Annotated in this window: 18 protein-coding genes and 2 pseudogenes; 6 read left to right on the top strand and 14 right to left on the bottom strand. The window is 57.9% G+C overall.

What is annotated here, in order from left to right; genetic code table 11:
- Window positions 1–221: 221 nt before the first annotated feature.
- From ACWPM9_RS20225 to ACWPM9_RS20245, 5 genes are read right to left on the bottom strand one after another with little or no spacing between them, the layout of a single operon-like run.
- Entirely contained in the window at window positions 222–1,217 is a 996-nt protein-coding gene (locus ACWPM9_RS20225; RefSeq protein ID WP_484757699.1) for an aldo/keto reductase, read from the bottom strand.
- Window positions 1,214–2,413, bottom strand: a complete 1,200-nt coding sequence (gene uxuA, locus ACWPM9_RS20230) for a mannonate dehydratase (RefSeq protein WP_484757700.1) — start codon at window positions 2,411–2,413, stop codon at window positions 1,214–1,216. The genes ACWPM9_RS20225 and uxuA overlap by 4 nt, the downstream gene beginning before the upstream one ends.
- Before the next feature lie 12 nt (window positions 2,414–2,425).
- A complete protein-coding gene (locus ACWPM9_RS20235; protein WP_484757979.1) occupies window positions 2,426–3,883 on the bottom strand; it encodes a mannitol dehydrogenase family protein in 1,458 nt (485 codons plus the stop codon).
- A 47-nt stretch (window positions 3,884–3,930) separates the two neighbouring features.
- A complete protein-coding gene (locus ACWPM9_RS20240) occupies window positions 3,931–4,659 on the bottom strand; it encodes an SDR family NAD(P)-dependent oxidoreductase (RefSeq protein WP_484757701.1) in 729 nt (242 codons plus the stop codon).
- 22 nt (window positions 4,660–4,681) lie between these two features.
- Window positions 4,682–5,431 carry a GntR family transcriptional regulator gene (locus tag ACWPM9_RS20245; protein WP_484757702.1) on the bottom strand — a complete coding sequence of 250 codons (750 nt, stop codon included), beginning with the start codon at window positions 5,429–5,431 and terminating at the stop codon, window positions 4,682–4,684.
- Window positions 5,432–5,618: 187 nt separating this feature from the next.
- Between ACWPM9_RS20245 and ACWPM9_RS20250 the strand changes: the two genes are divergently transcribed.
- The 6 genes and pseudogenes from ACWPM9_RS20250 to ACWPM9_RS20275 all read left to right on the top strand — a co-directional run bounded on the left by ACWPM9_RS20250 (window position 5,619) and on the right by ACWPM9_RS20275 (window position 11,339).
- A complete protein-coding gene (locus ACWPM9_RS20250; RefSeq protein WP_484757703.1) occupies window positions 5,619–6,629 on the top strand; it encodes a sugar ABC transporter substrate-binding protein in 1,011 nt (336 codons plus the stop codon).
- 134 nt (window positions 6,630–6,763) lie between these two features.
- Entirely contained in the window at window positions 6,764–7,807 is a 1,044-nt protein-coding gene (locus ACWPM9_RS20255; protein ID WP_484757704.1) for an ABC transporter permease, read from the top strand.
- Between the two features lie 12 nt (window positions 7,808–7,819).
- On the top strand, window positions 7,820–8,788 hold the full coding sequence (locus tag ACWPM9_RS20260; protein WP_484757705.1) for an ABC transporter permease: 969 nt from the start codon (window positions 7,820–7,822) through the stop codon (window positions 8,786–8,788).
- A 1-nt stretch (window position 8,789) separates the two neighbouring features.
- On the top strand, window positions 8,790–10,328 hold the full coding sequence (locus ACWPM9_RS20265; protein WP_484757706.1) for a sugar ABC transporter ATP-binding protein: 1,539 nt from the start codon (window positions 8,790–8,792) through the stop codon (window positions 10,326–10,328).
- A gap of 57 nt (window positions 10,329–10,385) precedes the next feature.
- A pseudogene (locus tag ACWPM9_RS20270) lies at window positions 10,386–10,522 on the top strand (IS6 family transposase); the annotation flags it as partial.
- A gap of 133 nt (window positions 10,523–10,655) precedes the next feature.
- Window positions 10,656–11,339 (top strand): annotated as a pseudogene (locus tag ACWPM9_RS20275) (IS6 family transposase).
- 273 nt (window positions 11,340–11,612) lie between these two features.
- Here the strand turns inward: ACWPM9_RS20275 and ACWPM9_RS20280 are convergent.
- The 9 genes from ACWPM9_RS20280 to ACWPM9_RS20320 form a co-directional block, all read right to left on the bottom strand.
- Complete coding sequence (locus ACWPM9_RS20280) at window positions 11,613–13,322, bottom strand: GMC family oxidoreductase (protein WP_484757707.1); 1,710 nt, start codon at window positions 13,320–13,322, stop codon at window positions 11,613–11,615.
- Window positions 13,323–13,370: 48 nt separating this feature from the next.
- Window positions 13,371–13,751 carry a RidA family protein gene (locus ACWPM9_RS20285; protein WP_484757980.1) on the bottom strand — a complete coding sequence of 127 codons (381 nt, stop codon included), beginning with the start codon at window positions 13,749–13,751 and terminating at the stop codon, window positions 13,371–13,373.
- Between the two features lie 63 nt (window positions 13,752–13,814).
- Window positions 13,815–15,341, bottom strand: coding sequence for an aldehyde dehydrogenase family protein (locus tag ACWPM9_RS20290; RefSeq protein WP_484757708.1), 1,527 nt, complete (start codon window positions 15,339–15,341; stop codon window positions 13,815–13,817).
- Window positions 15,338–16,147 (bottom strand): creatininase family protein, encoded by an 810-nt coding sequence (locus tag ACWPM9_RS20295; protein ID WP_484757709.1) that lies wholly within the window; start codon window positions 16,145–16,147, stop codon window positions 15,338–15,340. The genes ACWPM9_RS20290 and ACWPM9_RS20295 overlap by 4 nt, the downstream gene beginning before the upstream one ends.
- Window positions 16,144–17,118, bottom strand: coding sequence for an ABC transporter permease (locus ACWPM9_RS20300; RefSeq protein ID WP_484757710.1), 975 nt, complete (start codon window positions 17,116–17,118; stop codon window positions 16,144–16,146). Before ACWPM9_RS20300 ends, ACWPM9_RS20295 begins: the two co-directional genes overlap by 4 nt.
- A 57-nt stretch (window positions 17,119–17,175) precedes the next feature.
- Window positions 17,176–19,758: an ATP-binding cassette domain-containing protein gene (locus ACWPM9_RS20305; protein WP_484757711.1), complete on the bottom strand. Its 2,583-nt coding sequence runs from the start codon at window positions 19,756–19,758 to the stop codon at window positions 17,176–17,178.
- A gap of 115 nt (window positions 19,759–19,873) precedes the next feature.
- Window positions 19,874–20,893: a sugar ABC transporter substrate-binding protein gene (locus ACWPM9_RS20310; RefSeq protein WP_484757712.1), complete on the bottom strand. Its 1,020-nt coding sequence runs from the start codon at window positions 20,891–20,893 to the stop codon at window positions 19,874–19,876.
- Window positions 20,894–21,051: 158 nt separating this feature from the next.
- Window positions 21,052–21,990 carry a threonine ammonia-lyase gene (locus ACWPM9_RS20315; protein WP_484757713.1) on the bottom strand — a complete coding sequence of 313 codons (939 nt, stop codon included), beginning with the start codon at window positions 21,988–21,990 and terminating at the stop codon, window positions 21,052–21,054.
- On the bottom strand, window positions 21,980–23,071 hold the full coding sequence (locus tag ACWPM9_RS20320) for a succinylglutamate desuccinylase/aspartoacylase family protein (RefSeq protein ID WP_484757714.1): 1,092 nt from the start codon (window positions 23,069–23,071) through the stop codon (window positions 21,980–21,982). The genes ACWPM9_RS20315 and ACWPM9_RS20320 overlap by 11 nt, the downstream gene beginning before the upstream one ends.
- Between the last annotated feature and the right edge of the window lie 26 nt (window positions 23,072–23,097).

The raw sequence follows: 23,097 nt of genomic DNA on the forward strand, positions 1-23,097 counted from the left end.
ACCGTCTATGGCAAACGAGCCTTTGTTGAAACCCGAGGGGCCGGCCCCTCGTCTGCCTTGCAGTTCGGCTCCCAGATTACCGTGAGTGCCTCGCGGCACACCTTCATCGCGATGCAGTTTGTCACCGAGCTTTCCGGCCGATCGTCGCGCTTTTCTTTGGCAAAGCGCCGCCTGAATGTCTCAGCCCAAAGGCTCGCAACAAGACCTTTCGCCAGAGCCAGTTATCCATGCGCGCCAATCGCGTGGCGATCAAGCTCTGCCCAGAGAGTGTCTGGAATGGATTGATCGAACAACTCGACATTTCGCCTCAGGCTCGAAGGCTTGGCCGTTCCGATCAACACGCTTGCCACGATCGGATTGTCCAACGGATAGTGCAGTGCAGCGGCAGCGAGTGTGATTCCGGCTGTCTTTGCCACTGTTTCCATTGCGCTGACCCGTTTCATGATTTCAGGTGGGGCTTCGGTGTAATTGAATGTTGCACCCGGCCGAGCGCCGGTTGCCAGAATGCCGGAGTTGAACACGCCGCCAATGACCAGCCGCGTCCCTGTTTCCCGGCAGCGGTCTAGCAATTCAGGCTCCGCCGATCTGTCCAGCAGGGTGTAGCGTCCTGCCAGCAGGATCGCGTCGAGTGGATAACTGGCAAGGAGGTTAAGGCAGGCCGGCACCTCATTTACCCCGAGACCAACTGCTTTGACGGCGCCCGAAGACTTCAAGTCATCAAGCGCCCTTGCGCCCCCATCCATAAACGCCTTGAAATGATGAGCGTAGCCGCTCTCGCCAAGCGTCGCGACCTCGAGATCGTGAATATAGAGAATGTCAATGGCGTTGATACCGAGGCGCGCAAGACTGTCCTCGTAGGAGCGCATGATACCGTCATAGCTATAGTCGTGAACCTGCGCGAAAGGCAGGGGACGTACAAATCCGTGATCAGGTATCTTGTCCTCCGCAACCGGCTTCAACAATCTGCCGACCTTGCTTGAAATGGCGTAGGATCCCCTGGGCTTGTCTCGCAGGTAGTCACCAAGCCTGCGCTCGGACAGGCCATGACCATAATGCGGTGCAGTGTCAAAATAGCGTATGCCGGCATCCCAAGCTACATCCAGCGTCGCCATGGCATCGTCGCGCGATACTTCCCGGTAAAGATTGCCAATTCCGGCAGCGCCAAACGAAAATGCCGAGAGTTCCAGCCCCGTTGTTCCGAGTGTGCGGGTCTTCATACTGTCGTCTCCTCACGATCAATTTGGCGCGCCATCGCGCGGATTGCGCCGCGCAATTCGCCGAGGCCTTTCACGCGTCCGATATAGGAATAGCCGGGGTTGGTCTCTTTCAAAATATCGTCTCCAAGCAGATGTCCATGATCCGGTCGAAACGGAATAGCCGGACGATCATCGCCAACTGCTGCACGACGGCTCTCCTCACGAAGCAGAATTTCCAGCACAGAGACCATGTCGGTGCCGCCATCAAGGTGATCATCTTCGAAGAATGAGCCATCCGCTTCGACGGTCACGTTACGCAGGTGCGCGAAGTTCACGCGTGATGCAAACTCCCTCGCCATCGCCACAAGATCATTGTCAGCCCGAGCCCCATAGGATCCGGTGCAGAGCGTAATGCCATTGTTGGGGCTATCGACAGCGCTCAGGATTGTACGGATATCCTCAGGGGTTGATACCACTCTGGGCAGGCCGAAAAGAGAAAACGGCGGATCGTCCGGATGGATGCCAAGTAGCACGCCATATTCCTCGGCGACCGGCACGACTTCCTTGAGGAAGGCCACCAGATTGCCTTGCATCGTCGCTGCATCGATCCCGTCGAAGGACTCGAGCAACGCGGCGATTGATTGTCGGGTCTGAACGAGCGCACCGCCCGGTAAGCCAGCGATAATATTACGTTCCAGTCGTAGCTTTTCTTCCTCATTCATCTGTTCGACACGTAGCTCGGCACGCGCAACAAGATCTGCGTCATAGCTGTCGGCAGCGTTTTTGCGCTGGAGAATGAAGACGTCGTAGGCGACAAAATCTGTCATCTCGAACCGCAAGGCAAGGCCAGTGCCGCGCGGAGAACGCCAGCGCAGGTCAGTACGGGTCCAGTCAACCACAGGCATGAAATTATAGCAGACGACCGGAACACCGGCACGACCGAGCTGGGCAAGCGTATCCTTCCAGCGAGAAATCGCTTTCGGCGCGTTCTCATCGCCGCGCTTCACGCACTGCTCCATGGGGATCGATTCGCAAACCGTCCATTCAAGACCTGCAGCTTCGATCATGGCCTTGCGTCGACTGATCTCCTCTGCTGGCCAGGATGTACCGTCCGGTACTTGATGAAGAGCTGTGACCACGCCGGTCGCACCGGTCTGGCGAACATGTTCGAGCGTGATAGGATCGTTTTCGCCGTACCAGCGCCAGGTTTCCTGCATTTTTTACTCTCCTCAAACAATAAGCTCTATGGCGCCCAGAGCGCCATGTGTTTTGATTGCGCGATAGGCATCGACCAATTCAGTGGCAAAATCCAAATTCGCCCCCCATTCCGCTCCAAACACGCCGTCGAAGCTTATAAAGCGGTCGATCACTTCCTCGGCTGTCAGACTGTTTTGATCGACAGGGGGCCATCCATTGAAAACAGGGTCGCGGATGACAATTATCTGCCCGTTTTCATCCTTGTGCGCGCAGGAGCGGATCCAGAGCGCAAGCGCCATAAGGACCGCGCGATGTTCCTTCTTCTCGCCGATCAACTCGCCAAGTGGTGCTAAAATACGTTGAGGGACCTTTTGCGATGCATCCGAGGCAATCTGAACAGAACGGTGTTGCAGCGCGGGGTTGGCGAAGCGCTGCCTGAGGCCAGCGACATATTCTCCGCCGCTGACTGCGGCAGACAAAGTTGGTTCCAGCTCGCGCCAATAGCAATCGATGAAGCGCTTTACATGCGGATTTCCATAGACGTCCGCAACTGTCGCCAGACCAGTGATCTGACCGATCGCCGCAATGGCTGTATGGGCGCCATTCAGCATTCTAAGCTTCATGTGCTCGTAAGGCTCGACATCATCGACAAATTCAACCCCGGAAGCTTCCAGTGCCGGGCGCCCATGGGGGAAGTTATCTTCTATCACCCAGCGGAAATATGGTTCGGCTACAACCGGCCAGGCGTCTGTCACGCCGAGTCCTTGCTCGACAGCGGTCCTGTCCGTATCCGTCGTTGCAGGCACAATGCGATCTACCATGACACAGGGGCAGGACAGGTTCTGGTCAATGTAATTTGCGAGATCGGGATCACCCTGCTTCGCGAACTGAACCAACAAGGTTTTCAGGACTTTACCGTTTGACGGAATGTTGTCACAAGAAAGGAGCGTTAACGGTACGCCTCCTTCTTGTCTACGTCGGCGGGTTGCCTCGGTCAGGACACCGTGGATCGTGCGCGGCTTATCACCATGGACGAGATCGTATCGGATGTCGGGGTGGTCAAGCAGCAAGCTTCGATCCGAGAGGTTCGCAAGATAACCCTTCTCCGTCACTGTCAGCGTCACGATGCGCACCCGCGGATCGCATAGGCGCTCGATCAGTCTAGCCGGGTTTTCCGGCGCGACTAAAATCTCGATGATGGAACCGATGACGCGTAGCGTCTCACTTCGGCCGTCACGCTCGCTGTATGTATACAGATTGTCCTGCGGAGCCAGGGCATCACGGGTATCGACACTGCGCATCGAGGCGGCAACTATGCCCCACTCCGCTTCACCTCGAGCGAGGCAATCGTCGATGAATACAGCTTGATGGGCACGATGAAACGCACCGACACCCAGATGAACGACGCCGGGCGTTATGCTCGCGCGGTCGTAGGCGGGGATTGTAATGCCAGTGGGGAGGCTCGCGAGAACGGATTCCGAGAGATGCATTTCAGACACGTCATTTTCCAATTGATTGAGATCGAGCGCGGCTTCGATCAGCCGAATTGAAGTCCACCGTTCATGTCGATCACCGTGCCGGTCATGAAACCGCTCAGCGGTGAGACAAGGAAGCGGACCGTATGCGCAACCTCTTCGGGCTCGCACAATCGTCCGACCGGAATGGCGGCGAGCTGGCGGTTGCGGTCCTCTTTCGAGAGCTGCTCCATGATCATCGGAGACACCACATAAGCTGGCGCGACGGCGTTTGCGGTCACACCCTCAGCGGTAAGTTCACGCGCCGTGGAGTAGGTCAATCCAACCAGCGCTGCCTTTGAGACGGCGTAGCCCGTACCTGCTGTCAGACCGCCCGACTTCCAGGCGTATGACGCTATGTTGACGATCCGGCCCCATTGCTTCGCCTTCATTCCAGGGACCACAGACTGGGTTAAAAGAAGGGCGGCATCCAGATTGATCGCCATGATGCGATGCCATTCCTCAAGCGAAGTTGAGGCCAGCTTGTTGGGCGACAGGATGCCCGCATTATTCACCAGGATATCGACATGCCCGTGGCGCGCCAGAACGTCTTGCATTGTCGCTGATATATCCGTCGGATTCGCCAGATCGACAACGACGGGCTCGCAGGCTTTCCCAAGACGATGGAGGGCATCAGCATCTCGATCAAACGCCAGCACCATTGCGCCAGCCTCTGTCAGCGACGCAACGACGGCGCCGCCAATTCCTCCAGCCGCACCCGTTACCAGGGCAGTCTTTCCACGCAATTCCATCAATTTCCTCCCCGCCCTGAATTCAGACGGCTAAATTTTTTCGCTGTTGTTCCGGCATGCGGTCAAAAATCACGAAAATCATATCGAGATGTGTCACAAGTGCCTGCTCTGCTTCCATCGCTTCACCGCGATCCAAGGCGTCAACGATTGCAAGGTGCTCGACGATGACGTCGTGCAGACGCTCGGCCGTTTGCCATGACCGCTGAAACCGTGTGAGCGAGACCTTGGCGGCGAGAATGGCCTTCCAGACACCTTCGCGACCGGCAAATGTACCGAGCAGATGATGGAAATCTTCGTCAGCACGAAAGAAACCGTCGCCGTCCCGGGCCTTGATGTAGCGCTCCTGCTCGGCAATGACCTTGCGCATGGAATTGCTCATCTCGGTCGTCCAAAGTGGCGCGACTTCTCTCAGCAGAGCTATCTCCAGCGATCTCCGAATGAAGTGACTGTCCTGCAGGCCCGTTAACCGGATCGGCGCAACGAAGCTGCCGACCTGCGGATAGACGTCCACCAGTCCTTCTTCGGACAACCGTTGTATGGCTGCCCGCACAGGTGTGCGGGATACGGCAAACTGCCGACAGATCGAGTTTTCGCTGATCGGGCTTCCCGGAGTCAGTCGCACTTCGATGATGGCGCGACGCAATACTGCATGGACTTGGTCGGATGCCGAACGCTGGCGATCGAGCGCCAGGTCGAGTCCTTCAAGGCCAGTCGCTCCGAGCGTTGCTCCCCCGTCACTGGCGATCGGCATTTCGGGCAATCGTTTTTTCATAGTGGCGCTCCCTGAAAACGCAGTGCCAAAAATTCTGTTTACAGCTTGGATACAAGTATTATAGTGTCCAAGATGTTATTGCAAGTGGCGAGATGATTGAGCGATCGAACGGCGATGTTGTGTCTCACCACCGGCGAAGGACAATCGAGGAGGTTTCGAAGTGAGGAGGATTTACATGTCTAGGATTTTGCGCGGCCTCGCAGCCGCAAGCGTGTTTGGGTTGAGCTTTGCAGGAATGGCTCAGGCCAGTGACAGCGCCATCGCGCTGGTGCCTGGTGGTCCGCATCCGTATTTCGCGGCGTGGGAGCAGGCTGGTGCGGATGCGGTGAAGGACTTCGGCCTCACTTCTGCCGACTACAAAGTGCCACAGAAGTGGGAATTGTCGCAGCAGAACCAGTTACTCGAGAGCTTGTTGTCTCAGGGCTATAATGGCTTTGTCATTTTCCCAGGAGATCCTGTTGGATCGGTCTCGACGGCTGACGAGTTAACGTCAAATGGCGCTCCGGTTGTTGCTGCCGGCGGCTGCTTCAAGGATCCGTCGACCGCGGCTTTCTGCCTCGGAACGGACACCGGAAATTCTGCCTATCTTGGCACCAAGGAATTGGTCCGCGCGATGGGAACGGGAAAGAAGCGCATCCTGCATCTGACCGGCTTCCTGGTCGATCCAAACACGCAACTTCGCATTGACGCTGTCAACAAGGCCGCTGCTGAAGCCGGCGACGAAGTCATACAGGTTATCGCCGACATCGACGCACCCGAACCCGCGGAAGAAAAGATCAATGCCTATCTGGCTGCACATGCAAGCGAGGTTGACGGCATCATCGCAACGGCGTGGGTACCTGCCGTCGTTGCAGCGAACTCTCTGCGGAAAATCGGTGACAAGCGCATCCATATGGTTGGCATCGATCACGACCAGACGGTTCTTCAAGCCGTTAAAGATGGCTTCCTCGACGGAACAATGATTCAGAACCCCTATGGACAGGCTTATGTCGGCGCATACGCGGTCAACAAACTGCGTGAAGGTTGCACAATAAAGGCAGATGCGCCGTTCAAGACGAACGCGCTGACGACCAAATTCATCGACTCCGGAACTGCTTTTGTCGATGCGAGCAAGGTGGATGGGTACGTCAAGACGATGCAGGACGAGACGAAAAAGCTCCTGGCTGGCTTCGACGAAAACTACCTGACCTGCAAATAAACTTCTGAGCGCAAAGCAAGGAAGGGGCCAACTGTCCCTTCCTTGCAATTGGCAGGCGGGTTTGGCTTCAAAGCCTGCCTGTTCCAGCGGGCGTATGTGTGCGCCTACCGATCAGAATTCCAAGGGAATGTCCCATGCCAACGCATGATACTCCAACAACCGCCACGCCCTTTTCGGAAAAGGGACCGAGCTTGCAGGCGGGACCACCGCGCAGTCGCATTTTCGTATCCAACGAATTCGGTCTGATATTGCTGATCGTGATTTTCACCATCGTTTTCAGTCTGTCCTCGAAGGGTTTTTTGAGCCCCTTCAACCTCTTTACTCTCGGACGTAATACCGCTGTCAACATCATGATTGGTCTGTCAATGATGACTGTGATCGTGACGGGCGGGCTTAACCTGGCTGTCGGTGCGGTGGGCGTTTGCGCAGCGATGTTCTGCGGCTATGCGATCGAGGTCTTGCATCTACCTTGGCCCGTTGCGCTCGTCTGTGGCATTGCGATGGGAGCGGCCCTCGGCTTCGTCAACGGTATAGCCGTTGTTAGAACCGGCCTGCACAGCTTCATCATAACGCTTGCAACGATGAGCATATTCTTCGGCGTCATGGTGTTTCTGACCCGCGGCGAGGCATTCCGTGGTCTTCCACCGGAGTTTACCGGCTTCGGAAAAATGAAGCTTTTGAACTATGTCTCGCCATTGTTGATCTTGACGATCGCGGTCGCTCTGGCGCTTGCTTGGCTCTATCGTAGCACTGTCCTTGGTCGTGAAATGCTGGCGTCTGGTGCTCGGCCCGAAGCTGCCGAGCTTTCGGGGATCCATGTCGGGCGCATCACCGTTTTTTGCCATAGTCTGTCCGGCGCATTGGCTGCTGTCGCAGCGTTGATGCTGGTGGCACGCAACGGTGCGGCGATCCCATCAATGGCCGGTCAGCTTGGGCAAGACTGGCTCCTGCCCGCATTTCTAGGCCCGGTACTCGGCGGCGCTATACTCAACGGTGGGAAAGCCCCCGTTTTAGGCACCTGTCTCGGCGCGACGCTCGTGACACTGCTGACCGGCGGCCTTCTCCTCATGCAAATTGGGGGGTTCTGGGTGCAGACCTTCCTGGGCCTGCTTCTTCTCGTCGCTGTGTTCATGGACAAGGTGCGCCGCAGCTATCTTGCCTATCGCAACCTTGCCTAAAAGGAGCCGTCCATGACGACCATCAATTTTTCACGGCTTGCTAAGGCTGACTGGTTCGGCCCGCTGCTCGCGACCTTGATCGCAATTATCGCCATCCGCTGGTACAGTCCGAACTTTCTCTCGTCGTTCAACATCCAGACTCTTCTTCTGGCAATTGCCATCAATGCGCTCATCGGCTTTTCGCAGATGATCATCATCGCCATTGGTCAAATGAACCTGTCTGTCGGTGCAATCGGGGGCCTGTCTGCGATTGCTTTTGCCGGCATGCTGCAGATCTGGGGATTACCTGTTCCGGTGGCCGCTGTTCTGGCACTTGCGATCGGAACTTTGTGCGGCATCGTGAATGGCGTGCTGATCAATATCACCGGTATCTCAGCCTTCGTCATAACGCTCGCCACCCTGTCGATCTACAAGGGAATAAACCTCGGCATCACAGAGGCTCAGCCCTTCTATGACATACCCGAAAGTGTCAAGGAATTCGGCTCCGCGCTCGCATTCGGTTCGGTGCCGATGCTGGCATTGCCAATGGTGATCATCGCTGTTGCCCTCTGGTATCTTCTATCTCGTCTGCCGATCGGTCGCTTTATCCTGGCGGTCGGCGGGAATGAGCATGCCGCATCGCTCTCCGGCATCTCGGTTCGCACAGTTGTTATCGTCGCGCACGCGATTTCAGGCTTTATTGCAGCATGTGCCGGCACTCTGCTTGTTGCCAGGCTGCAGATAGGTCAACCATCAATCGGTGATGATTGGCTGATCCTGTCATTTGCAGCACCCGTTATCGGTGGGGCCGTGCTGTCTGGTGGACATGTCGGTGTTGTGGCCACCTTCCTGGGTGTCGTGATCGTTGCACTGATCACGCAGGCTCTGGTTCTTTTTTCAATCGATCCGTTTCTGGTTCAAGTGGTCCTTGGCACACTGATATTGGCCGCAGTTGGCATAAACCGGCTTCGCGGAACGCGCAGAGCCGTCAGGAGAGCGTGATATGACAATCACTCCAACCTTCGAGGCACGTCGCATTGAAAAAAGATTTCCAGGCGTAAAAGCCTTGGACGGCGTGTCCCTTTCATTGATACCGGGCTCCATCCACGCGCTTCTCGGTGAAAACGGTGCGGGCAAATCCACCTTGATCAAAGTCATCACCGGTTACCACCGCCCAACAGGCGGGCAGTTGCGGATCGATGGCAAGGAGGTCCAGTTTTCCAATACGCGAGACGCTGTGGCGCACGGTATTGGCGTCGTGCATCAGGAGCGAAATCTGATCCCCCGTTTCTCGGTAGCCGAAAACATTCATCTGGAACAGATGAGCCGATCGGCCCTGAAGCCAATCAATTACGCCGAACTAAACCGTTCCGCGCGCGAATGGCTTGACGCGCTACACTTCGACATCGATCCAGCAACGCCCGTATCGGAACTCTCCGTTGCGCAGATGCAGCTTGTCGAAATTGCCAAGGCGCTGTCACTGAAAAGTCGTGTCCTGCTGTTGGACGAGCCGACTGCCTCGCTGACCTCTAGCGAGACCGAGGGCTTGTTCAAGATACTTTACAGACTGCGAGACAATGGAGTGAGCCTTGTATTCGTCAGCCACAAGCTGGAGGAGGTACAGGAAATCTGCGATCAGGTGACGGTATTACGTGATGGCGTCAATGCCTGCCAAAGCCAACCTCTGAAAGGACTTGATCGGCAGGATCTTGTCCGCTTCATGATCGGGCGCAGTGAAAGTGTCAGTGGCTGGGCCAAGCGCGATACAACTGAAAACCCGATTGCACTCGAGCTTAAAGACGTCTCCACTGTAATCGGTCATTCCGGTGTCAATCTTTCTGTCCGCAAAGGCGAGATAGTCGGACTTTACGGGCTGATTGGCGCTGGCCGGACCGAACTTGCGAAGGCGATCATGGGTCGAATTCCGGTCACGGCTGGCGAGGTGCAAATCTTTGATCAGACTGTGCGCATTACATCGATCGCCGATGCAATTCACCGCCATGGACTCGGCTATGTCAGCGAGGATCGCAAGACCGAAGGCCTGGTCTTGCCGCACTCCGTTCTCGCCAATGCGGGAATAGTTGTCTGGAAACGGCTTTCAGGGTTCATGGGAAGCCTTTCTGATACTAAGATCCGCGACACGGTAAGACCTTTTCTGGAGCGTCTGGAAGTCAAGGCACCAAGCCTGTCTCAGATTGTTGGCAACCTTTCAGGTGGCAATCAGCAGAAGATCAGTGTCGCCAAATGGCTGGCCGCCGGCGTCAAGATTCTGATCATTGATGAACCTTCAGTTGGAATCGACATCAAGACCAAGGCCTACCTTCATGACTTGATCCGCGAACTGGCAAACAGCGGCACCGCCGTTATCGTGATCACCAGTGATATGCCGGAGATTGTCGCCGTTGCCGACCGAATTGCTGTGATGGACGATTACCGCATCCAAGGCATGATCGATAACGATGGGAACTATGATCGCATGAGCGAAGGGATCATGAATTTGATCCACCGCGAGAAAAATGATCGAGCCGTCGAACCGGCGTAAGTCACTGATCGGAATCATAATGTTACCCTGCTGCGATTGGCTTGCGCGATTTGCGGCATGACACAAACCGTTCGTGATCCCCGGCATCGCCGCCACCGACTCCCAGCGAAATGAATGCTTATTCCGTCTGGCTTTATCTTCGCTTCCCGCTCAGCTTACGGATGGTCGAAGGCTTACTGGCGGCGCGCGGGATAGCAAAAGGCGCCGTTCGTGAGAATTGAGATTGAGCTCGCGGGGTTCCGTCGCAAACTTTCCGTGGGTTTGCCGGCAGCTTGATCTTGCCATAGATCTGGGTTGAGGGTGAGCAGGCATGTTGAGTTTCAAACTATGGTTGATTTCAAAGGCAGCCACTACCCCAAAGACGTAATTTTATACGCGGTGTTTTTCTACGTCCGATATGCAGCGTCCTATCGTGATCTGGAAGAGACCCTAGCCGTGCGCGGCGTCGCCGTTGACCACGCGACGTTGAACAGATGGGTCGTAAAATATTCGCCGCTTATCGCTTGCCAGGCCTGCCGCCGCAAATCCGCGACCAGCCGTTCCTGGCGAATGGACGAGACCTATATCCAGGTCAAAGGCAAGTGGACCTATTTCTATCGCGCTGTCCATAAATACGGTAAAACCCTTGATTTCATGCTGTCCGAGCATCGCGATGGGGCTGCAGCCAGCGCCTTCTTTGCCCGCACGATCGATAACAATGGTTGGCCCGAAAAGGTCGTCATCGACAAGAGCGGCGCGAACCTGGCAGGATTGCAAAACACCAACTGGCTGCTCCTACAGCATGGATGGTTTTGGCTGATCGAGATCCTGTAGGTCAAATATCTCAACAACATGATTGAGCAAGATCACCGGTTTATCAAGAAGCTGACCCGGCCCATGAAAGGCTTCAAATCCTTCCAGTCGGCGTCAGCAACATTAGATGGCATCGAGGTGGCTCACATGATCCGCAAGCGGCAATTTTCAACCAGTGGCCAATCCGCATTTCAACAATTCGCTGCGCTCGCCGCATAAATGTGTCCAGCGATAGACCTGTCTCCGGCCCTTGCAGAAATTTGCGACAGAGCCTGCGCCGGTCCTTGTTGCCGGTCCCTCGGCATTCGATGCCCTTCGCGACATTGCACAAATCGGCTGACTGGCGCGACGGGTCTGAGCCTGTCGGCGCCATGCATGCCGCGATGTCCACTGATAGAGCTGGACGCCTGCCGGCCATCTCGACAGTAAAATGCAAGCCGCCCGGGTTCGAACGGCTACGCCTGTTCGTATCTAGTCGCGGCCAGACGCCGTTCAGCCGGCCTTCAGGCTGTCTGCGATCTTCTCCGCAATCATGATGGTCGGGACGTTTGTGTTGGCGCAGGGAATGGTCGGCATCAACGATGCATCACAGACGATCAGCCCTTCGACACCGCGGACACTTCCGGATCCGTCCGTGACGGCCATGCGGTCACCAGCTGCCCCCATCCGGCACGTTCCTGAAGGATGCCAGACACCACTGACGACTTCGGAGAGATAAGCCTCCAGGTCAACTCTGTTGCCTGCGAGAAGTTTTGGATCATCGTAGTTGTCCAGCATATAGGGGAAGACTTTTTCGCGCAGACCGCCAATGGCATCGAGCCCAACGGCGCCGATAGCGGTTACCGCAGCTCCGAACCGTGACGGCTTTGAAAACAGCTTGCCAATCTCCGACATGCCGCCCGCATACACACCTGTCACGACCGATCCGAGGCTTGGATCGGATGTCAGCCGGACAGCGTGTTCAAAGGCATCGGCGAGACGCACAAGATCGCGGCGATCAGACAGCATGCGAAAATCGATGCGTGGTGCACCCTCGGGAGAAGACGAATCCAGCATGAGCTGGCCGCGGGAATAGGACTTGTTGACCCAGAAGAACACCGACCCCAGCTGGCGTCCGACGGAATGCCAGGCGGCTCGTGTGACGAAATTCATATGCATGTCGCCGGTCGGGCAACCCTCAAGCCCGGACGAAAAGCGGTATCCGATCGGGATATGATAGTCGGGGACGCCCTTTTGCCGCGCACCGGATCGCAGAAATGGCACCAAGCCTGTAGAGGGATGTTCCATCAGATTCTGCCCGATGCCGGGCAGGTCGCGCACGACGTCGATACCGCAATCGACCAAATGGGTCGCCGGACCAATGCCAGACCGCATCAACATTGCAGGCGTCGCAAGCGCCCCTGCAGACAGAACGACGCGATTGGCCCTCAATGTCTGCGTATATCTTGACCGCTTCGCCAGGACACTGGTCGCTTTTCCACCCTCGACCAATATTCTGGAAACAGTGGTCTCCGTGCGAATTTCGAGGTTCGGACGACGACGGACGTCAGGTGTCAAGTAGGCCCAGGCCGTGCTGACGCGACGCGCCTGGCGGTCCATGTTGACGGCCATTTCAAAGGCGCCTTCTTCCCAAGCGCCGTTCTGATCGGGCAGGAAGGGAATGCCGTTCTTCTCGCAGATCCTAAGCATGGCGCGCGTGAAGGGGGTCCACAGAACCTCCCCGCGTCGGCGGATCGGGAATGGGCCGCTTTTGCCGTGAAATTCATTGTCGAAATCGAGGTCGGTTTCGAGTTTCTTGAAATAGGGTAGGCACTCATCCCAAGACCAGCCCTCGACGCCCATGGCGCCCCATTCATCATAGTCGCTCGGTGCTCCGCGATTGGCTCCGATGCCGTTGATCGCAGATCCACCCCCCAGAACCCTTGCCTGCTCGTAGCGAGCGGCCTTCGCCTCCGGTCGATTGGAACCGGTGTAGGGATAAGACGCCTTGAGGTTCCAGGTATATTTCGGGTTCGAATAGGCGACGCCCGGATAAGGATTGGCCAGGTCGGGAAAATCCTCTGGACGCTCGGCATCCATGCCAGCTTCCAGAAGGATCACCCGCACATTGGGATCCTCGGTCAGCCGCGCGGCAAGGACACAGCCTGCAGAGCCCCCTCCTACGATTACATAATCCGCTTGAATGGTCTCTGCAGTGCTCATGTCAGTCCTCGAAGAGCGTAGCGATTTCAGATAGGAAAGGCGCCCCGGTCAGGGTGCCTTGTAGGCGATGCAGTCAACCTCAACCGTGCAATCGACCACCATGCGCGACTCCACGCAGCAACGCGCCGGAGGGTGGTCACCAAAATACTGTTCGAATACGCCGTTGAAGCTCCAGAAATCGCGTGCGTCGTCGACCCACACGCCAACGCGGACGATGTCCGATGGCTCATAGCCTGCATCCTTGACGATGGTCAGCATGTTCTCGATGGCGACCTTGGCCTGCTCGACGATCCCGCTGCCGACGATCTCGCCGTCGCGCATCGGCGTTTGGCCGGAGACATAGAGCCAGCCATTTGCTTCGACGGCCTTTGCAAAGGGAAGCTTGCGCCCCCCAGAACCCTTGCCTTCGCCCAGGCCGTGTCGTGTGATGGTCATTGCGGTGTCCTTTCAAATTCGAGGCCGCTCCCCGCAAATGGACGCGGCCTGTCCGCCTTAGCGTGTGATATCGATCGTCATGGTCTTGAGGTCGCACATCTCGACCAGGGTGTGGCGGCCGCCAGTGCGTCCAAGGCCACTATCGGTGCCGGCGGCACCACCGGCCGGGATATGCGGCTCCCAGTAGCAGCTCTTTTCATTCACATTGACGATGCCGCAGCGCAGGCTTTCGGTGTAGAAAAACGCCCGCTTGATCGAATTGGTGAAGACGGCTGCGCTGAGGCCATAAGGGCTCGATGCCGCCAGCTCAAGAGCTTCCTCATCGGTTTCGAACGTCAGTACCGGTGCAACCGGGCCGAAGGATTCTTCCACATTTAGCAGGCTTTCGCGCGTCAGGTTGGTCACAACCGTGGGCTCGAAGTAGAGATTGGTCGGCATGCCCTCGGCGACCTTGCCGCCCTTGACGACATTTGCCTTGCGCGCAAAGGCGTCATCCATGTGGCTCAACATCTTGTCGAGTGCCGTGGCATTGTTGACCGGTCCCATCGTGGTTTCAGGATCGAAGGGGTCGCCCATCTTCACTTTCTCGGCAACCTTGATAAGGCCTTCCACGAACCGGTCATGCAGGGACTTGTGCACGAGAACCCGTTCAGTTGCTGTGCAGATTTGACCGGCATTGGCAAAGCAACCGGCACCGACGATCGAGGCGGCCACATCCACATCCGCATCGGAAAGAACGATGGTCGGTCCGTTTCCACCCATTTCCAAGAGCAGCGGCTTGCCGGCACCGCGGCGGGCGATCATCGCACCGGTTGCAGAACTGCCGGTGAAACCGATGGCATGGGTACCTGGATGAATAACCGCCTCATCACCGACTTCTGCGCCATCGCCCAGGACGAGGTTGATCACGCCGTCCGGAAGACCGGCATCGATCATGCACTCCATCAGGGCGACAGCGATCAGGGACGTTGTCGGAGCCGGAACCCAGACAACCGTATTGCCTGTCGCGATCGCCGGACCGAGATAATACATGCACGGCAAACCGAGCGGGAAGTTCCAGGGAGTGATGATGGCCAGAACGCCCTTCGGCTGAAGGAAGGAGAAGGCGCGCTTGTTGGCGTCGGCAACCGGAAAGGCCGAGGTTTCAAGCCACTTCATCTGCTCCGCTGCATTGCGGAAGCCAAGTGCCGCACTCCCGACTTCGGCTTTCGCCTCGCTATGGAACGGTTTGCCCTGTTCGAGGCAGAGCAACCGGGCCAGCTCGTCCGTACCCCGCTCGATTTCGTCGGCGATCTTCATGCAAAGCTCGGCACGTTGGAAAACGCCCATCTTGCTGATCGTCGGGCGAGCAGCGTCGGCCGCCTCCACCGCACGGCCGACATCGGCGCGGGTCGACAAGGCGAGATAGCCGATTTCCTCGCCGGTCGAGGGACTATCGACGCGCAGGAATTTTCCCGCACTTCCGGGCACCCACTCGGATCCGATACGATTGGTGCCGATGCGAAGTCCGCTCTTGGGATCAACGACAATCGGCATGCCACGGAGGTTGGGGCCATCGAGCGTGGACTTGAAATGGACCGTCATGGGGTACTCCTTTGACCGTATTCTGCTTGAATTTTCAAAATGGTGTCGCGGCTGCGCCGGACAGCTTCCGCAAAGAGGGCATCTCCGGCATTCGGGGATGCTTGTGAGGGAGTGCCAATGACGCCGTTGTCGCGTATGCGCTCGAAAGGACGCCAGACAGTCACGGCCGAGCCCGCATAAAGATGCGGATCTGGCCATGACGACGGTGTTCCACCCTCTGGAATGAGGGCCTCGCGAACGCTTTCGGGAATGACATGCATCATCAGCGAGGTTTCGAGGGCGCAGGCATGGCCCGTCCCGCCCCAGTAGTCCGGAAGGGCCTCAGACGCCGCATCGGCGATGAGATCGAAATACGAGAAGCCAGCCGAGAGGACACCATCGCGCCCAAGCGTGGTGATCGCCACCTGGATTGCCGCGCGATTGCCGCCGTGACCGTTCAGGATCACAGGAAGGAAGCCGTCCTCCCAAAGGCACTTGCACAGATCAACCAGGACGGCGATGAAGGTCTGCGGGCTGAGACTCATTGTGCCAGGGAAGGCGCGATGGTGTTGAGAAGAGCCATAAGCGAAAGGTTCACAGACCCGAACCGCGTCCAGACCCTCGCAAGCAGCCAGTGTAACGGACGATGCCAACCATATGTCGAGCCCCATTGGCAAATGCGGGCCATGTTGTTCGACAGCGCCTGTCGGCAATACCGCGACCGGTCTGCAAGGCGACCTTTTCGCCAGCCGATCGGCATCGGGGGAGGTCATCCAGGCAAAGGATGACGGGCCCTTCGGGAAGCGCTCTTTAAATGTGTCACTCATCGTGCGGGCCTCGAAAGGCGCGCCTTGGCCAAGGTCATGCCTGTGTCTGCGAGCAAGGCGGCCATGATGATTGCGCCCTTGTAGAGCTCTAGGCTCGATGGGTCCGTTCCGAAGACACGCAGGGCCGTCGTCAGCAGGCTGACAATCAGGGCCCCAACAACGGTGCCCCAGACCGTACCGCGACCGCCAAAGATGCTGGTCCCGCCAAGCACGGTTGCAGCAATGGCGTCGAGAAGGAGAGACGTTCCACCGATATTGGGGGTGACCACGGGCACCCGGCTGATCATGACAGCAGCCGTCAGGAAAACGAAAAGCCCTGAGGCCATGTAAATCAGCACGGTGTGCCGCGCCACCGGAATGCCGGCAAGCTCGGCGGCGCCCGCATCCGAGCCGAGCGCATAAGTGCGCAAGCCAAATCGGGTCAGGCGCATCAAGATGGCAGCAGCCACGACAATGATCACCGTCAAGAAGATGACATGCGGGATGCCGAGGCTACGCTCCATACCGAGGAAGCGCAGGGTTGGGTCCTTCAGGATCAGCACACCCTTTGAAGCCACGGCCAATGTTGCGCCCTGCAACACCACCATTGCAGCCAAGGTCGTGACAAATGGCGGGATCCTCAAGAGCGAGATGACGATACCGTTGACGAAGCCGACAAAGAGCATCACGCCAAGGCCAATCGCCAGGGACGGAAAAAGACCGTAACCCCCATCGACCAGGCTTGCGATAAGGACAGCGCAGAAGGCCACCCCGACACCAGCCGACAGATCGATCCCTGCCGTCAGCAGCACGGTCATTGCGCCGATTGCCAGAACTGCAATCGGTGTCGCCTGGGAGACGATGTTAATGAGGCTCTGCCCGGAAACAACGCGCTGATCGACCGCTGCGAAGACTGCCGTCAATGCGACAAGCAGGATGAGGGGAGAAAGATCGAGTAGTCGCTTCAAGGCGACATTGTGTGAGGAAATCATATCAATTCACCCTTCTGCCGTAGGATGGCTGCAGGATTTTTGTCCGAGACCAGCAATTCATGACGCGTTCGCCCCCATGTTGATGTGGCTTTCAGCGTCGCGGACGATCCGAGGCTTCGGCCCTGCCCCGCCGGATCGGTTGGACTGCTCGCCGAAGGCAAGCGCCATGACGTCTTCTTCCGTCGCACCCCGTGGCAGTTCGCCAACGGATCGTCCTTCGCACATCACGACGATGCGGTCGGCAACACCTAGAACCTCGGGCAATTCGGACGACACCATGATGATGGCCGCGCCCTGCTGCTTGAGCTTGGCAATGAGATGGTGCAGGTCCGATTTCGCCCCCACATCGACGCCGCGCGTCGGTTCATCCAGCAGGATGACGCGTGGTTTAGTGGCAAGCCACTTGCCAATGACGACCTTCTGCTGATTGCCACCCGAAAGCTCGATCGTCATCTTGTCAGGCTGGGCTGGGCGCACGCCAAGGGAAGCAATTAGATCACGCGCCAATTGCCCCATTCCCTTGATCGGCAAAATGCCGAAGCGACTATGTTCGCGGATCCAGGCAAGGGAGAGGTTCTCGCGGATCGACATCGTTCCAACGAAGCCTTCCAGGTGGCGGTCTTCCGGAATGTAGACGATCCCGGCTTGGTGGGCGGCCTTCAGATTGCCGCCAGCATAGTATTGGCCGAACACCTCTATAGAGCCGCCTTGCAGGCTCTCCAGTCCCGCGATTGCCCGCAGCACTTCAGACCGTCCACTGCCCATCAGACCGGCAAGAGCAACAATCTCGCCGCAACGGACATTAAGCGTGGCCGCCTGCAGAAGCTTGCCGTTGGAGATATCGCGAACTGAGACTGCAACGTCGCCGAGTTCTGCTTCGAGATGCGGGAAGATATCGCCAACTTCGCGCCCGACCATCATGGAGACGATTTCTGCCTCGTCCGTTTCGGACGTCTTGCGTTCACCGATGAACTTGCCGTCGCGCAGGACGACCACGCGGTCGCACTGGTTGAAGATCTCTTCCATCTTGTGAGAAATGTAGAGAATGCCGGCGCCGCGCTTCTTCAACCGCTCGATCAATGTGTAGAGCTGGTCACGCTCGCGATTGGAAAGCGCGCTCGTCGGCTCGTCCATCACCATGAACCAGGCGTCGGCAAGGACTGCTCGCGCAATCTCAACCATTTGCTGGCGACCAACGGACAAGGTTCGCAATTCGGCGTCGACGTCAATGTCGAGCGACAGCTCGTCCATGATAGCCTTGGCCTCGCGCCGCATCTGGCCACGGTTGAGAAGGCCAACCACGTTGCGGGGCTCTCGGCCGACAAACATGTTTTCTGCAACCGTCAGATCGGGCGACAGGCTGAAATGCTGGTGGATCACGCTGATGCCCTTGACATCATTGGGTGATGCGAAGGTCACAGGCTTGCCATCGACCACCAACTGCCCCTCGTCAGGACGATAGACGCCGGAAATGCACTTCACGAGGGTGGACTTGCCTGCGCCGTTTTCTCCGGCCAGAGCCATGACTTCACCCGCCGACACGGTGAACGAAACGCCGTCAAGCGCCTTCACGCCGGGAAAGATCTTGCCGAGACCGCGAAGGCTGATGGAATGGCGGTCCGTGTTGGCATCGAGTGCCTCAGCCACGCCTTGCGTCTTGGACGATGCCAAACGACGACGAAGAGAGCGGACAAGTTTGGTGATCGCTTCAGGCTGGCTAGTTAGGACCGCGACCACGATCAAGGCACCGGTGATGTAATAGATGATGATTTGCGGCACCTGAAGGAAGGACAGGCCGGTATTGATGACACCGAGCAGGAGGGCGCCGATCGCGGTCCCCCAGATGGAGCCTTGCCCGCCAGACAGCTTCGTGCCGCCAATAATGGCCGCCGTGATTGCCGTAAATTCGAGCCCGGTGCCAGCCAGCGGCTGGGCGGAACCCAGGCGGCCGATCGTCAGGATCGCGCCAAGGCCCGCGGTTGCTCCGGAGAGAAGATAGACGGAGATGCGGACCAAGTTTACCGGCACCATTGACACGCGTGCAGCTTCTGCATTGCCGCCGATCGCGTAAATCCAGCGCCCGTAGACCGTGCGACGCAGGACAAACCACCAGACACAGGCCAGCACGGCAGCGATGATCACCGAGACCGGTACGGCGCCGACTGTCGCGCGACCGGCAAACAGCACCACGGGATCGGCGATCGCCAGGCTGGAGGCGCCAGACAGACTAAGCGACAAACCGCGCGCGAATGCCATGGTCGCCAAAGTGGCGATGAAGGGAGAAATCCCGGCAAAACCGATCAGTATCCCGTTCAGAAGCCCGATAATGGCGCCGCTGATGATGGCGGCTCCCAGCGTCAGAAACGCCGACCCGGTGGAGGTAAAAACAAGACCGCCTGCAACCCCTGCAAATGCAAGAGTACTACCGACGGAAATGTCTATCCCGCGCGCAACAATCACCGCCGTCATGGCAAAGGCAACGAGTGCAATGACGGCACTCTGCTGGGCGATACTGACGAAATTGCCGGCAGACAGGAACAGGGGATCAATCCAGCCGAAGACGGCAACGGCTACTGCAAGCACAACGATCAAGACCGGCTCGTTCCGCCCAAGAAGGGACTTAATCCAGGAGTGTGGCACGGACGCTCTCCATCGAACTACTTGCCCGAACGCTGACGCGGACAGGAGCAAGATCAACTACAATCAGATGACACCAACCGGCACGGCACCCCACGCCGGTTGGCCATTGCGATGGTTAGTCACCAACGGTCATTGCCGAAGCCGGTTGCTGTGGGCCGAGCTGTTCGGTGTAGTTCTTCGCTTCGACCGCTTCTTCTTCCGTGTTGAGCGCATCAACATCAAGGCCAGCCTCTTTCAGCTTTGCAGCTGTCTCATCCGAGGTGACGAAGTAGGTCGGCATATAGAGGTCCTTGGGGAGGTCTTCGCCCTTGGCAAGGCGAGCGGCAACCGCGACATTCCAGTAGCCGACGCGGTAGGCGCCGGTCAGGACATCCATGACCATCTTGCCGCTGTCGATCATGTCCTTCATCTCCGCGTCACCGTCATAACCGCCATAAATCAGGTCGGAACCCATGGCGCTGGCGACCGAGTCTGCTGCCAGGCAAAGGCTGTCGGAAATGCAGGCAATGCCCTTGAGGTCAGGATAGGTGGTCAACCAGGTCTGTGCAGCATTGGTGGCCTTGGTGGCATCCCACCCCGTCGGCTCGATGCCGACGATCTTGATGTCCGGAAACTCCTTGGCCATTGCATCGACGAAGCCCTTTTCACGGGTATCGGAGACGAAGTTTCCGCGCGAGCCGACAAGCAGCCCGATCTCGCCCTTGCCACCAAGCGACGTGCCGATTGCACGGGCAACCATGCCCATGTTCTCGTAGTCGGGGTAAAGGGTCGAGTAGTTTTCGCCAGCTTCGACCTTGTTGCCCATCGTGATGACCGGAATTCCGGCATCGGTCGCCTTCTTGATAACCGGAATAACGGCATTTTTGTCGATTGGATCGATCAGGATTGCGCTCACACCCTGATTGATGAAGTTCTCGATGATGCCAACCTGCTTTTCCAGGCTGCCTTCCGCGCTCTGCCATGTGGACTTGACGCCATAGTCTGAGGCCGCAACGTCACCGGCTTCCTTCATGCGAACATAAAAGGAGTTCTGCAGATCGATAGCGGCCAAGCCGAGCACCTTTTCCTGAGCCATGGAGGGCGTCGCCAGCGCCAGAGCGACCAGGGCGACGGACGTCTTTAGAATATTACGCATGTTTTAGTTCTCCTCTGCCAACAAGCAGTGTTCTGGTTTGGCTTCGGGCGTTTTCGCCTCTTCTTGGAATTGGCCGGCAATCAACCCTTATTTTGGGTCGGCCGGCGGACGCTCGCCGCAGAACCGCGACGGTGCATTTCTTGACGGATCGCCCCTCTTCAGGCGCCGAGACCGTCGACGCCGGCGCCACAAACGAGGCCGGCAATTCTGTCGTGTTTTCCGGGCGTTGCAGCGCCTGCCATCAGGGCGGCCAGCGAGGCTGCGCCGCTCAGATCCGCGGCGATGCCGAACTCGAACCACAAGAGTTCTGCTGCACGCTGCATGTGATCGTCCGAGATCAGCACGATGTCATCGACATGCTGGCGGGCGACTTCGTAGATGGTTTCGTCGGTGCGTCCGCAGGCCATGGTGGCGACACGGGTCGTCACCTCCGGCAGGCGCACGACCTTTCCGGCCGCAAAGGATGCATGGAGCGTAGGAGAGCCGACCGGCTCGACCCCGATAATCCGCGCCTTGGGATTTTTCGCCTTGATCATCTGGGACATGCCCGTGATCAAGCCACCGCCGCCAACCGCAACCAGATAAAGGTCGACGTCAGGAACCTGCTCGAGCATCTCGACGGCCACGGTGCCCTGGCCCGACACGATCGCGTCATCGGCAAAAGGGTGCATGTAAAAGGCTCCGCTGTCGGCGGCGAAAGCCTGCGCTGCCTCATGCGCTTCATCCCACACGCTTCCTGCATAGCGGACATCCGCTCCCCACGTCTTGAGCTTCTGCTCCTTGAGCAGGCTTGCATTGGTCGGCAGGAAGATCGTGGCCGGCACACCTGATTGCTTGGCCATATAGGCCGTCGCCAGCCCATGGTTGCCTCCTGATGCTGCGACCAGCCCATTTTTCAGCTGCTCGGGCGCCAGGGTTTTTACACGGTTGACCGCACCACGAACCTTGAACGAGCCACTGACCTGCAAGCACTCAAGCTTGAGGTAGAACTCCTGTGGCAGCGTGGCACCGGCGCAATGGTCCAGTTTGATGATCGGGGTTTTGCGAATGAAGGGACGGATGCGTTCCGCAGCCGCCTGAATGGTTTCAACGCTCATCGACGCTTCCCTCCTCTGCCAGTGCTTCCGGATACTCGTTTGCAAGAACGAAACAGCAATTGCCTGGCCGCACCCGGCCCGGCTGACGCTTTGCAAAGACGACGCCATCAATCGGATAACGAAGCACCACGGGTTCGCGCTGCGGTGTGCGCAGAAAATGAATGCGACCGGCGACATCGCCCTTGTTGACGACGGATCCCAAGTCGCTGATCGGCTCGAACACGCCGTCCTCGTCAGAGATGATGTAGCCCTCGGCGCCAGGCACCTTTAGGACACGGGCATTGGCGGTCGCGGGCATGTCCGGCTCACCCTTCAGGATGCCGGCATGTTTCAGCACGTTGCGAATGCCGCGGCGGCAAATCGCAAGTGCTTCCTGGCTCACCAGGCCGCCGCCTGCCATCTCGCTTCCAATGACGATCAGTCCCTGGATGTTTGCCGCAGCCGTCGACGTACGGGTCTCGCCGAGATTGTCGACCATGACGACCGTTGGCGCGCCAAATGCGAGCGTCGCCTTGATGTTGCGACGATGACCGTCCGGCGTCGGCGACGGCTCGATGATCGCGCTTGGAAGGATCATCAGCGAAGATCCACCGGAATGCAGGTCGAGGAAATAGTCTGCAGCGGGGATGAGGCAGTCATTGACATAGGCTGCGATCTGCCGCGTCAGCGTGCCCTCGAAATCTCCGGGAAAACTGCGATTGAAGTTCAGACCATCGACGGGCGACGTACGGGTGCCGGCTTCGACGGCACGCACGTTGATTGCGGGGATCGCGATGATGCGACCGTTGATGTCGGCGGGTTCAATCTCGCGCAGCAATTCGCCGAGTGCAATCGGTCCTTCATATTCATCGCCATGATTACCGGCTTCGATGAGGATGGTCGGGCCCTGCCCGTTCTTCACGACGGCAAGCGGCACCTGGACCGCGCCCCAGGCATCGTCATTTGGCGACTGGGGAACATTGAAATAGCCGATCTGCTTGCCGCCACGGTTGAGGTCGATTGCGGTGAAGACGCTGTTGCGCCGCGGCTTGGCGACCTTGCGGGCCCCTTCATCACTCTCAACCACCGTCAGATTTGTCATAGAGCCCACTCGTCTTTTTTGTCGTT

The sequence above is a fragment of the Agrobacterium sp. H141 genome, from assembly GCF_057158725.1.